The 12,276-nt window shown below is 59.2% G+C and carries 10 protein-coding genes and 1 pseudogene; all 11 read right to left on the bottom strand.

Annotated features, from left to right (window positions below):
- Positions 1-161 precede the first annotated feature (161 nt).
- Positions 162-726 (bottom strand): annotated as a pseudogene (locus DYL61_RS03590) (TetR/AcrR family transcriptional regulator).
- Between the two features lie 1,192 nt (positions 727-1,918).
- A complete protein-coding gene (locus tag DYL61_RS03580) occupies positions 1,919-3,367 on the bottom strand; it encodes an NAD(P)(+) transhydrogenase (Re/Si-specific) subunit beta (RefSeq protein WP_135307237.1) in 1,449 nt (482 codons plus the stop codon).
- A complete protein-coding gene (locus DYL61_RS03575) occupies positions 3,367-3,690 on the bottom strand; it encodes an NAD(P) transhydrogenase subunit alpha part 2 (RefSeq protein ID WP_003187010.1) in 324 nt (107 codons plus the stop codon). Before DYL61_RS03575 ends, DYL61_RS03580 begins: the two co-directional genes overlap by 1 nt.
- A gap of 15 nt (positions 3,691-3,705) precedes the next feature.
- The gene (locus DYL61_RS03570) at positions 3,706-4,827 is read right to left on the bottom strand and encodes a Re/Si-specific NAD(P)(+) transhydrogenase subunit alpha (RefSeq protein WP_135307236.1); all 1,122 of its coding nucleotides are present in this window, start codon (positions 4,825-4,827) and stop codon (positions 3,706-3,708) included.
- 108 nt (positions 4,828-4,935) lie between these two features.
- Positions 4,936-5,877, bottom strand: coding sequence for an electron transfer flavoprotein subunit alpha/FixB family protein (locus DYL61_RS03565; RefSeq protein WP_135307235.1), 942 nt, complete (start codon positions 5,875-5,877; stop codon positions 4,936-4,938).
- A complete protein-coding gene (locus DYL61_RS03560; protein WP_135307234.1) occupies positions 5,878-6,627 on the bottom strand; it encodes an electron transfer flavoprotein subunit beta/FixA family protein in 750 nt (249 codons plus the stop codon).
- A 53-nt stretch (positions 6,628-6,680) separates the two neighbouring features.
- Complete coding sequence (locus tag DYL61_RS03555) at positions 6,681-7,832, bottom strand: acyl-CoA dehydrogenase family protein (RefSeq protein WP_135307233.1); 1,152 nt, start codon at positions 7,830-7,832, stop codon at positions 6,681-6,683.
- Complete coding sequence (locus DYL61_RS03550; protein ID WP_135307232.1) at positions 7,832-8,929, bottom strand: enoyl-CoA hydratase/isomerase family protein; 1,098 nt, start codon at positions 8,927-8,929, stop codon at positions 7,832-7,834. Before DYL61_RS03550 ends, DYL61_RS03555 begins: the two co-directional genes overlap by 1 nt.
- The gene (gene mmsB / locus DYL61_RS03545; RefSeq protein ID WP_135307231.1) at positions 8,926-9,825 is read right to left on the bottom strand and encodes a 3-hydroxyisobutyrate dehydrogenase; all 900 of its coding nucleotides are present in this window, start codon (positions 9,823-9,825) and stop codon (positions 8,926-8,928) included. Before mmsB ends, DYL61_RS03550 begins: the two co-directional genes overlap by 4 nt.
- Positions 9,826-9,858: 33 nt before the next feature.
- Positions 9,859-10,632: an enoyl-CoA hydratase gene (locus DYL61_RS03540; RefSeq protein WP_135307230.1), complete on the bottom strand. Its 774-nt coding sequence runs from the start codon at positions 10,630-10,632 to the stop codon at positions 9,859-9,861.
- A gap of 46 nt (positions 10,633-10,678) precedes the next feature.
- Positions 10,679-12,202: a CoA-acylating methylmalonate-semialdehyde dehydrogenase gene (locus DYL61_RS03535; RefSeq protein WP_135307229.1), complete on the bottom strand. Its 1,524-nt coding sequence runs from the start codon at positions 12,200-12,202 to the stop codon at positions 10,679-10,681.
- Positions 12,203-12,276 lie beyond the last annotated feature (74 nt).

Raw genomic sequence — 12,276 nt, 5'->3', positions numbered from 1 at the left:
TAGCAGTGGCTGTTTTATTCGCATTTTTACTCGATGAGGTCATTCCATTTACCTTTACGTAAGGTATCTAACTTTGATTTCTAATGCCTTCGTGCCAGACGGTTGGGTCAGGACCTTGTCGCACACAGTGTTGACTTGACGAGCCTGAATACCTCAGCCAGCTAGTTAGTCAGCGACGGCAACAGGGGCGCGAGAGTTTCCACGCGGCAGACCTCCAGAATTTGATCCGCCAGGGCAGAGTCATCCGGGCAGGCACGCGACAATACGACCGCGTCGATCGCATGGGCCAGAATGTCAATCATCTTTGTTCGTACGTTGTGTTTATCCGCCTCGGCCAGGGTTGCGCCCTCACGCTCAAGAGCAGCCAGCCTGCTCCGAGCCCACCAGCAAGTGTCGCCTGATCTCCTCTGATTGACGCATAGCGTCCCCGCAAAGGGCTGCCATTTTGCAGCCGACACTTCGGGCATCACGGTGATCCCGTGACACGTAAAGTTTGAAGAGTTCGGTGACGTCGAGGCCTTCGTTATTGGCTAAGGTCTGCGCAAGCCTGCTCGCTGTTGCTTCAACCATCAGGTTGGCCTTGGAGCCGAAGTGCTTGTAGAACCGCCATGCGTGAAGTCGGCAGCCGCCATCAGATCCGCCACCCCCACGCTCACGAAACAGGACGGAGGCCATTTCAACAATGCGCGTCCAATTCGTTTGTATCTGCGCTTTGCTGACCTTCATATCCACCGGCCTCTTTGTTTACGCCAACAATTCGGTGGTTATTATACATTGATGTCGATTAACATCAAAGCCCATGAGGATTATGATTGGCATCATAATCGCCGACTCGTTTTTGGAGGAGCTTAAGCCATGGCAGGTTTCCAGCGTGTGATGCCGACCCACTTCTTCGAAGTCGATGGCTGCAGATTCGTCTACCGCCGGTGAGGAAAACCCTCCTGCGTCTCGCCATATTTCGTACAGTATTTCCCCAGCGCCCTGAACCACAGGGATCCTCGTAGTGGATCGTGTCCAGCAGGTTGACGAAGCAGTCGTTGGTCAATGCGTCAGGACGCTGGGTGAAAACACCGATGACTTTTTCTTGCATGCGTCAGTCTTCCATCCAGTTGTTAGTTTCAATTCAACATCTGTCATGGCTCTTGATTACCGTCCGCTGTCCAGACCGGAGCTCCATATATCTGACGATCTAGTCAGAAGCATGCAGATGTATGTTAACGGGCAAGAAACTCGAGCGCGGAGGATACAAAATCGGTATGAAACTGAAATACGCCGCCATGACCAACATCGGGATAGATGATCAAATCGCTATTCAGGAGCCCTCGCGCGCGATCGCGTGAGTTCTCGGTTGGAACTATTCATCATCTAACGATAAGCACTGGTTGCATCACAGCAGAGGCCAACTCTCCATAAACCCTAGAAAAGTGTCTTGAGCAAGCGTTGTTTGAGCTCAAACTAAGCAGTACGGTCGATTACGGGTATCAGCAGGCTCTTTCCAAAACTACAAAAGGTGAGCAGGCCGGTACCTTGGGCAGCTACAGCTTTGACTACCTCGCGCTCCCCCAGGTACACCGCAAGCCCCGCCGTAAAATGCGGAGCGAGCAAGATAGTGATGTGTAATCGCCCCTGCACACCTTGCGTAGTTAGACTAGTGCCCATGCATGCAGCAGTAGTTCAGCATTTTCACTCGCCCTGTGCGTCTGGCGGTGTGTGAGAACGTACTAAGATCAACATGCAGGCAATGCCCATTCGGCGGCGCTGGCTGGACCATGGCAACTCGCGAGTGTCGATGCCTTGCATGAGGTGCTCCAGCCACAGGGGATCTCAATTGAACGGAGGTAAGGCCGATGAGATCGCGCATAATCATCTCGACCCTTTCTATCAGGAAGCGGAACAAATCTGGAACATTTATTAGCCGTCATTCGACCGCTTTGACCATGTCCTCGATGACCTTCTTCGCGTCGCCGAACACCATCATGGTCTTGTCCAGGTAGAACAGTTCGTTGTCCAGGCCGGCATAACCGCTGGCCATCGAGCGTTTGTTGACGATGATGGTCTTGGCCTTGAACGCTTCGAGGATCGGCATGCCGGCGATCGGCGACTTCGGATCGTTCTTCGCGGCCGGGTTGACCACGTCGTTCGCGCCGAGCACCAGCACCACGTCGGCCTGACCGAACTCGGAGTTGATGTCTTCCATCTCGAACACCTGGTCGTAAGGCACCTCGGCCTCGGCCAGCAATACGTTCATGTGACCAGGCATGCGCCCTGCCACCGGGTGGATCGCGTATTTCACGGTCACGCCACGGTGGGTCAGCTTCTCGGTCAGCTCCTTCAGCGCATGCTGGGCCCGCGCTACTGCCAAGCCGTAACCCGGGACGATGATCACGGTGTCGGCGTTGGTCAGCAGGAAGGTCGCGTCGTCAGCCGAGCCGGATTTCACCGGACGGGCTTCCTTGGCGCCTGCCGGGCCGGCGTCGGCTGTGTTGCCGAAACCACCGAGCAGCACATTAAAGAAGGAGCGGTTCATCGCTTTGCACATGATGTACGAGAGGATCGCACCGGACGAGCCCACCAGGGAGCCGGCAATGATCAGCATCGAGTTGTTCAGCGAGAAGCCGATACCCGCCGCCGCCCAGCCGGAGTAGCTGTTGAGCATCGACACCACCACCGGCATGTCGGCGCCACCGATCGGGATGATGATCAGCACGCCCATGACGAACGCCAGGGCCAGCATCAAGGCGAAGGCGCTGAGGTTGCCGGTCAGCATGAAGGTCACGCCCAGCGCCAGTGTGGCCAGGCCCAACAGCAGGTTCAGTTTGTGCTGGCCGGCGAACTGTACCGGTGCACCCTGGAACAGGCGGAACTTGTACTTGCCGGACAGTTTGCCGAACGCGATCACCGAACCGGAGAACGTGATGGCACCGATGGCTGCGCCGAGGAACAGTTCCAGACGGTTACCCGCCGGAATCGAATCACCCAGGTGCTTGACGATGCCCAGGGACTGCGGCTCGACGACGGCGGCAATGGCGATGAACACCGCGGCCAGACCGATCATGCTGTGCATGAACGCGACCAGTTCCGGCATCTTGGTCATTTCAACGCGCTTGGCCATGATCGAGCCGGCGGTGCCACCGATCAGCAGGCCGACAATCACGTAACCAATGCCGGCTGTCGCCCCGCCTTGTCCAAAAGAGAGCGCGCCCAGCTTATAGATGAGGCCCACGGTGGTGAGGATCGCCAGCGCCATGCCGAGCATGCCGAACAGGTTGCCGCGACGCGACGTGGTGGGGTGCGACAGGCCTTTGAGGGCCTGGATGAAGCAGATCGACGCGATCAGGTAGAGCGTCGTTACGAGGTTCATGCTCATTACTTCGGCGCCTCTTCTTTTACGGCTTTCGGGGCTTTTTTCTTGAACATCTCAAGCATGCGGCGGGTGACCAGGAAGCCACCGAACACGTTGACCGCGGCCAGCGCGACCGCGAGGGTGCCCATGGTCTTGCCCAGTGGCGTCACGGTCAAAGCCGCCGCCAGCATGGCGCCGACGATCACGATCGCCGAAATGGCGTTGGTCACGGCCATCAAAGGCGTGTGCAGCGCAGGTGTAACGTTCCAGACCACGTGATAACCGACATAAATCGCCAGCACGAAGATGATCAGGTTGTAGATACCGGGGGAGATAAGCTCTTCCATCGTCTGAATCCCTGCTTAGGCGTTTTTGCGGATGACTTGGCCGTCGCGGCACATCAGGCACGCGGCGACGATGTCGTCTTCGAGGTTGATCTCGAACTGGCCTTCCTTGGTGAAGACCAGTTTCAGGAAGTCCAGCAAGTTGCGGGCATACAGCGCCGACGCATCTGCCGCGACCGCGCCGGCGAGGTTGGTCGGGCCGACAATGGTCACGCCATTTTCGACGACCACCTGATCGGCCACGGTCAGCGGGCAGTTGCCGCCCTGGGCGGCGGCAAGGTCGATGACCACCGAGCCCGGCTTCATCTGTGCCACGGTTTCCGCGCTCAACAGCGTCGGCGCCTTACGGCCCGGAATCAGTGCGGTGGTGATGACGATATCTGCCTGCTTGGCGCGTTCGTGCACGGCCACGGCCTGACGCTGCATCCAGCTGGCGGGCATGGGGCGCGCGTAACCGCCAACGCCGACGGCGCATTCACGCTCTTCGTCGGTCTCGTAGGGCACGTCGACGAACTTGGCGCCGAGGGATTCGATCTGCTCTTTTACCGCAGGGCGCACGTCAGACGCTTCGATCACGGCACCCAGACGTTTCGCCGTGGCGATCGCCTGCAGCCCGGCCACGCCGGCGCCGAGAATCAGCACACGCGCCGCTTTCACGGTACCTGCAGCGGTCATCAGCATCGGCATGAAGCGCGGATAGTAATGAGCGGCCAGCAGCACGGCTTTATAGCCGGCGATGTTGGCTTGCGAGGACAGCACATCCAGGCTTTGGGCCCGGGAGGTGCGAGGCGCCGCTTCCAGGGCAAAGGCAGTCATGCCGCACTCGGCCATTTTGGCGATGGTTTCATTGCTGAACGGGTTGAGCATGCCCACCACAACGGTGCCGTGCTTGATCAGCGCCAGCTCGCTGTCGCTGGGTGCGACCACCTTGAGAATCAGCTCTGCACCAAACGCATCGTTGGCGCTGCCAATGGTTGCGCCTGCCGCTTCATAGGCACTATCGACAACACTGGCATTAATGCCGGCGCTGCTTTGCACAGTGACCTTATGACCCTGGCCGATCAGCTTCTTGATGGTTTCGGGGGTCGCGGCAACCCGCGTCTCGCCGACATGGGTCTCGAGAGGAACACCGATATGCACTTGTTGTTCTCCGGTGATAAATCCTGAAAAGGCCCTCCCGCTGAATGCACCGAAATGCAACTATCGGCAGGACCAGGTGCTTGTGCCTAATCAGTGCCAGGCTGGAACTCAGAGGGCGTGTGCCAGTTCAGGAACCAGTTCGAACAGGTCACCGACCAGCCCGTAGTCCGCTACTTGGAAGATCGGCGCTTCTTCGTCCTTGTTGATCGCAACGATCACTTTGGAGTCTTTCATTCCGGCCAGGTGCTGGATCGCGCCGGAGATACCGACGGCGATGTACAGCTGTGGCGCAACGATCTTGCCGGTCTGACCGACCTGCATGTCGTTGGGTACGAAACCTGCGTCGACCGCGGCGCGGGAAGCACCGACGGCAGCGCCCAGCTTGTCGGCCAAGGCGTACAGATGCTTGAAGTTGTCACCGTTCTGCATGCCGCGGCCGCCGGAAACGACGATCTTGGCAGTAGTCAGCTCGGGGCGGTCGGTCTTGGCCAGTTCTTCGCCGACGATGGCGGAGGTGCGTGCGTCGAACGTGGCATTGATCACTTCAATGCTGGCCGAACCACCTTCGGCGGCAACGGCGTCGAAGCCAGTGGCACGCACGGTGATGACTTTGACCGCAGCGCTCGATTGCACGGTGGCAATGGCGTTGCCGGCATAGATTGGGCGTTTGAAGGTGTCGGCCGATTCAACGGCGATGATCTCTGAGATCTGATCGACGTCCAGCGGCGCGGCAACGCGCGGCAGGATGTTTTTGCCGTTGGAAGTAGCTGGCGCTAGGACATGGGTATAAATCGTGTGTTGCTCGATCAACAGATTGACCACTAACGGGGCGACATTCTCAGGCAGTTGATGGGTGTAGACGGCGTTGTCGGCCACCAGCACTTTCGCCACGCCGGCGATTTTCGCAGCGGCTTCAGCCACGGCGCCAACGCCCTGGCCGGCAACCAGAACGTGGATGTCACCGCCGATTTTGGCAGCGGCAGCCACGGTATTCAGCGTGGCCGGGGCCACTACTTTGTTGTCGTGTTCAGCAATAACCAAGATAGTCATTTAGATTACCTTCGCTTCGTTTTTCAGTTTCTCGACCAGTTCAGCCACCGACTTGACCTTGATACCCGCGCTGCGTGCAGCCGGCGCTTCGACTTTCACGGTCTTGTTGGTGGAGGCGGTGGAAACGCCCAAAGCGACCGGAGTCAGCACTTCGAGAGGCTTCTTCTTGGCTTTCATGATGTTTGGCAGGGACGCATAACGCGGCTCGTTCAAACGCAGGTCGGTGGTGACGATGGCCGGCAGTTTCAGGGAAACCGTCTGCGCGCCGCCGTCAATTTCGCGGGTCACAGCGACGCTGTCACCGCTGATTTCGACTTTGGACGCGAACGTACCCTGACCGTAACCGCTCAATGCAGCGAGCATCTGGCCAGTCTGGTTGTTGTCGCTGTCGATGGCCTGTTTGCCAAGGATCACCAGCCGAGGCTGTTCCTTGTCGACAACGGCCTTCAACAATTTGGCAACAGCCAGGGAAGTCAGATCTTCGGCGGATTCGATGAGGATGGCACGGTCGGCACCCAGTGCGAGCGCGGTGCGCAGTTGCTCTTGAGCGGTTGACGGGCCGATGGATACGACGACGATTTCAGTCGCGACATCTTTCTCTTTCAGGCGTACGGCTTCTTCCACTGCGATTTCGCAGAACGGGTTCATCGACATCTTGACGTTGGCGAGGTCGACGCCAGAGCTGTCTGCTTTGACGCGAACCTTGACGTTATAGTCGACCACTCGTTTGATTGCAACGAGTACTTTCATAAGGTTTCTCTTCAATAAAAGAACGAAACTGTAAGGCAATTGCTCAAAGGCAATTACAATGCGTAGTGGGCCAGTTCGCGGGCGATAAGCAGGCGCTGGATTTCACTCGACCCTTCGTAAATCTGAGTAATACGTGCGTCGCGGTAGTAGCGCTCCACCGGGTAGTCCTCAAGGTAGCCATATCCGCCATGGATCTGCATGGCCTTGGAGCACACCCTCTCGGCCATTTCCGAGGCAAACAACTTGGCCTGCGAAGCCTCCGACAGGCACGGCAGTCCAGCGCTTTTCAGGCGTGCAGCATGCAGTACCAGCAAGCGCGTGGCATTGAGCCGGGTGTGCATGTCAGCAAGCAGATTAGAAATGCTCTGATGCTCGATGATCGGCTTGGCGAACTGAATGCGTTCGCGGGCATAGCCGAGCGCGGCCTGGAAAGCGGCGCGAGCGATGCCCAGTGCTTGCGCGGCAATGCCGATACGTCCGCCTTCCAGGTTGGACAAGGCAATGGCCAGGCCCTTGCCGCGCTGGCCAAGCAGGTTCGCCTGCGGAATCATGCAATTATTCAGCGTCACCGCGCAGGTGTCTGAGGCTTTGATCCCCATCTTGTGTTCACTACGGTCAACCACGAAGCCCGAAGTGGCGGTAGGAACCAGGAAGGCCGACAGGCCTTTCTTGCCCAGTTCCGGATCTGTGACTGCGAAGACGATGGCCAGTTGGGCACGCTTACCGTTACTGACGAACTGCTTGGCGCCATTGAGGATCCACTGGCCATCGCGCAGCTCGGCACGGGTGCGCAGGTTGTGAGCTTCGGAGCCTGCATGCGGTTCGGTAAGACAGAAGCAACCGATGGTTTTACCGGCCGCGAGAGAGTGAAGCCAAGTTTCCTTTTGCTGCTGGCTGCCATAGCGCAGGATCGGACCGCAGCCGACTGAATTATGGATGCTCATCAGCGCACCGAGAGCACCATCGCCGGCTGAAATCTCTTCGACGGCCAGGGCATAGGCCACATAGTCAATGTAGGAGCCGCCCCACTCCTCGGGGACGACCATACCGAGCAGGCCCAGTTCGCCCATCTGGGCAACCATGCCGTCGTCGATCCAGCCGGCCTTCTCCCAGGTTTGTGCATGTGGGGCGACTTCACGGTGGGCGAAATCGCGCGCCATGTCGCGAATCATGCGTTGTTCTTCGCTCAACTCGATATCGTGCATCAGGTGCTCTCTTGTTCTAGTAGTCGCTCACTGGCGGTGGGCTTGAACCCGGCGAAGAAGTCTCGGACCTTCTCGACTGATGTTGCTTCCAGCGTGGGCGGGTTCCAGCGCGGGCACTTGTCTTTGTCGATCAGCAACGAGCGCACACCTTCCATGATGTCGCCCTTGGCGAACCACTGGCGGCCCAGATGCAGCTCTAGTTCGAAGCATGCGTTCAGCGACAGGGCACGGCCACGACGCAGTAGTTCGAGGGTGACACTCATGGCCAGTGGTGAGCGGCTATCGATCAGCTTGACCGTCTCCTCGGCCCAATCCTGGAGGCCCGGGCGGGTTTCACTGAGCAGAGCCTCACGGACGCTCTGCATGTCCGGCAGGGAGAAGTATTCGTCAATCGCTGGACGGAAGGCTTTCAGCTCGGCCCCGGCGATCTTGTTCGAGGCCAGGGTGGCTAGCAGGCTGCGCAGGGCCTCATGTGGCTCGGTAGTCCAGGCCATTTGGTCGAGGCAGGCATCGAAATCGACGAGAAGATTGCTCGGCAGGCACCAGTCGGCCAACCCCGCATACAAGGCATCGGCTGCACGTACCTGACGTCCGGTAACACCCAGGTAAAGTCCGACTTCGCCCGGCAGGCGCGAGAGAAAGTAGCTTCCACCGACATCAGGGAAAAAACCAATGCCGACTTCCGGCATGCCCATCTTCACTCTCTCGGTGATCACTCGCAGGCTAGCACCTTGTACCAGACCCATGCCGCCACCGAGGACAAAACCGTCCATCAACGCAAGAATGGGTTTGCCGTAATCGTGGATGTATTGGTCGAGCGTGTACTCCTCCTCAAAGAAGATACTGTGTAATTCATCGCCGGCCTGGTAACTATCGTACAGAGCACGGATATCACCACCGGCGCAAAATGCCTTCTCGCCAGTGGCTCGTAGCACCACGGCGAGAATTTGCGGATCATCCTCCCAGACCTGCAGCTGCTGCCAGAGCGCACGGATCATGGGCAGGGTAAGGGCGTTCAGACCAGCCGGGCGATTCAGCGTCAAGTGGCCTATCCGGTTGCGGACCTCTGTCAGAACAGGCGCTTGGACATCACTCATGCACAGGCCTCTTGCTTGCGGTACAGATTGATGATGGCGGAGAAGTCGAGCTCACCATGCCCTTGCTGGCTGAAGGTCTGGTAAAGCTGTTGTGCAGCAGCGCCGAGCAGTACGGGTTGGCGGGCCTGTTTGGCGGCTTCGGTGGCCAGCCCCAGATCCTTGAGCATCAGGTCAGTGCCGAAGCCGCCGCTGTAGCCACGTGCCGAAGGTACGTTGTCCATGGTTCCAGGGAAGGGGTTATAGGTGTCCGAACTCCAGCACCGTCCGCTGGATGTGTTGATGATGCCGGCCATCACCTTGGCATCCACCCCGAGGGAAACGCCCAGGCTCATGGCTTCTGACACACCGATCATGGAGATGCCAAGCAGCATGTTGTTGGCCACCTTGGCCGCCTGGCCGTTACCGGAAGCGCCACAAAGCACGATGTTCTTGCCCATGGCGGCGAGGATCGGCTGGGCTTGATCGAAGTCGGCGTCGCTGCCACCCACCATGAACGTCAGGGTGCCCGTCACTGCGCCACCGGTGCCGCCGGAAACCGGCGCATCGATCATCGGGTTGCCGTGTTTAGCAGCCGCAGCAGCCACTTCCCGGGCACTCATTGGGTCGATGGTCGAGGAATCGATCAGCAGCACATCGGCTCTGACGTTGGCCAGCAGACCGTTTTCGCCAAGATAGACACCTTTTACATGGGACGCCGCCGGCAGCATGGTGATGATCACGGTGACATCGGTTTGGGCCAGCGCGGCGGGGGAAGTGGCCGCTTGAGCGCCCGCCTCTACCAAGCCGGCGACGGCAGCGCTGGAAAGATCGAACACGGTGAGACTGTGGCCTGCCCTGAGCAGGTTACGGGCCATGGGGCCGCCCATGTTGCCAAGACCAAGAAAGCCGATGTGCATGGAGGTGTCCTCTTGTTGTTCTTAAAGTTGTGATCAGTTATGGGTGAACCGCGCCGGGCGTTTTTCGACAAAGGCGGCCATGCCTTCCTTCTGGTCCGCTGTGGCGAAAACCGAATGGAAAACTCGACGCTCGAAACGTACCCCTTCGCTGAGGCTGGTCTCGAACACGCGGCTAATGCTTTCCTTGACCATCATGGTGCTCGGCAGTGACTTCTCGGATATGCAATGGGCGGCCTTGAGGGTTTCTTCCAGCAGGCTGTCCACCGGCAGTACGCGAGCCACCAGGCCGGCACGCTCGGCTTCATACGCGTCCATCTGGCGGCCAGTCAGGCACATTTCCATGGCCTTGGCTTTGCCTAGGGCGCGGGTCAGGCGCTGGGTACCGCCGATGCCGGGAAGTACGCCGAGGCTGATTTCCGGCTGACCGAAACGGGCGTTGTCAGCTGCGTAGATGAAGTCGCACATCAGCGCCAGTTCGCAGCCGCCACCCAAGGCGTAGCCAGCTACAGCAGCGATCAGCGGTTTGCGCCGGCTGGCGATGCGGTCGGCCGGGGCAAAGAAATCGTCCAGATAAATCTGCGGAAATGTCAGGTCGGCCATTTCCTTGATATCGGCACCAGCCGCGAAGGCTTTGACCGAACCGGTAATGACCATGCAGCCGATCTGTGGGTCTTTCTCGAACCGGTCCAGTGCCAGGTTCAGCTCGGCGATCATCTGGCCGTTGAGGGCATTGAGCGCCTTCGGCCGATTCAGGGTGATCAGTCCGACGCGCTCGTGTACTTCGAGGAACAGGGTTTCGAAATCCATGGGACGCTCCTGTAGTTGGCCAAGGGGAATGCCTCGGCCCTGCGGGTTATTTCAGGGTGATGGTGGTATTGACGGGGCCAGTCTCTTCATCCTCGTCGAACCAGCGCTGGGTCACGGTCTTGGTCTGGGTGTAGAAGGTCACCACTTGCTTGCCGTAGGGACCCAGGTCACCCAGCTTGGAGGCGCGCGAACCGGAGAAGGAGAACAGCGGGACCGGTACCGGGATTGGCACGTTGATACCGACCTGGCCGACGTCGATCTCTTCCTGGAAGTGCCGCGCGGCAGCGCCGGAACGGGTGAACAAAGCAGTGCCGTTGCCGTTCGGGTTGGCGTTGATGATCTCGATCGCCTCGTCCAGGTTGGCGGCGTGCATGACGCACAGCACCGGGCCGAAGATCTCTTCGCGGTACACCGACATTTGCGCGGTGACGCCGGAGAAAATGGTCGGGCCGACGAAGTTGCCATCCCGGTAGCCCGGCACGCTCGGGTTGCGCCCATCCAGTTCGAGCCGGGCGCCTTCTTCGATGCCGCTGGCGATCAGACCGTTGACGCGCTCTAGGGCAGCGCAGGAAATCACCGGGCCGATGTCGGTGCCCGGCTCGGTGCCACCGTTGATCTTGAGGGTCTTGGTTCGTTCGATCAGGTCTGGCAGCCAGATCTGCGCTTCACCCACCAGGATCACCACGGGCAGGGCCATGCAGCGCTGGCCGGCAGCGCCGAAGGAGGCGCCCAGCAAGTTGTTCAGGGTCTGTTGTTTGTTGGCATCGGGCAGGACGATGGCATGGTTTTTCGCGCCCATCATGCACTGCGCGCGCTTGCCGTTCTGGGTGGCGCGGTTGTAGACGTGAGTGCCGACTTTGGTCGAGCCGACGAAGGACACGGCCTTGATGTCCGGGTGGTCGCAGATCAGGTTCACCGCGTCGACGCCGCCGTGAATGACGTTGAGCACGCCCTTGGGTACCCCGGCTTCCAGCGCCAGTTCCACCAGGCGCATGGTCACCAGCGGATCCTGCTCGGATGGCTTGAGGACGAAGGTGTTGCCGGTGGCAATGGCCATCGGGAACATCCACAGCGGGATCATCGCCGGGAAGTTGAACGGGGTGATGCCGGCGCACACGCCCAGCGGCTGCAGCAGGGTGTAGGTGTCGACGCCGTTGGCCACGTTGTTGGCCAATTCGCCCATCTGCAAATTGCCGATGCTGGCGGCGTGCTCGACTACTTCCAGGCCGCGGAACACGTCACCTTCGGCATCCGGCAGGGTCTTGCCCTGCTCGGCGGTGAGCAGGGCGGCCAGTTCCTTGATGTTCTCGCGGATCAACTGCTGGTACTTGAGGAAGACACGGGCACGTACACCGATCGGGGTCTTGCGCCAGGTCTTGAAGGCTTTCTTGGCGCTCACCACGGCGGCGTTCATTTCATCCTGAGTCGCGAATGGTACGCGGGCCAGGACTTCCTGAGTGGCCGGGTTGACCACATCGTGCCATTGCGTGCTTTTTGATTCGACGAACTCGCCGTTAATCAGCAGTTTGACGGTGGGCACAGTGTTCTGGGTATTTGCTTGCGCTGTCATTAGGACTCCAGCCTTTCAAGGGCAGATATTGGCAGGTGATCATTGTGGCGTTTGAGAACCTTGGCCTTGATCCT

It is taken from the genome of Pseudomonas nabeulensis (genome assembly GCF_004682045.1).
In the GTDB taxonomy this organism is placed as follows: domain Bacteria; phylum Pseudomonadota; class Gammaproteobacteria; order Pseudomonadales; family Pseudomonadaceae; genus Aquipseudomonas; species Aquipseudomonas nabeulensis.
This window is presented reverse-complemented; position numbering and strand designations above follow the sequence as displayed.

Bases quoted from the DNA above. Each gene is read 5' to 3' on its own strand.
- DYL61_RS03540 (WP_135307230.1), bottom strand. From the start codon at position 10,632: ATGGATTTCGAAACCCTGTTCCTCGAAGTACACGAGCGCGTCGGACTG.
- DYL61_RS03565 (WP_135307235.1), bottom strand. From the start codon at position 5,877: ATGACTATCTTGGTTATTGCTGAACACGACAACAAAGTAGTGGCCCCG.
- mmsB (WP_135307231.1), bottom strand. From the start codon at position 9,825: ATGCACATCGGCTTTCTTGGTCTTGGCAACATGGGCGGCCCCATGGCC.
- DYL61_RS03550 (WP_135307232.1), bottom strand. From the start codon at position 8,929: ATGAGTGATGTCCAAGCGCCTGTTCTGACAGAGGTCCGCAACCGGATA.
- DYL61_RS03560 (WP_135307234.1), bottom strand. From the start codon at position 6,627: ATGAAAGTACTCGTTGCAATCAAACGAGTGGTCGACTATAACGTCAAG.
- DYL61_RS03535 (WP_135307229.1), bottom strand. From the start codon at position 12,202: ATGACAGCGCAAGCAAATACCCAGAACACTGTGCCCACCGTCAAACTG.
- DYL61_RS03580 (WP_135307237.1), bottom strand. From the start codon at position 3,367: ATGAGCATGAACCTCGTAACGACGCTCTACCTGATCGCGTCGATCTGC.
- DYL61_RS03575 (WP_003187010.1), bottom strand. From the start codon at position 3,690: ATGGAAGAGCTTATCTCCCCCGGTATCTACAACCTGATCATCTTCGTG.
- DYL61_RS03555 (WP_135307233.1), bottom strand. From the start codon at position 7,832: ATGCACGATATCGAGTTGAGCGAAGAACAACGCATGATTCGCGACATG.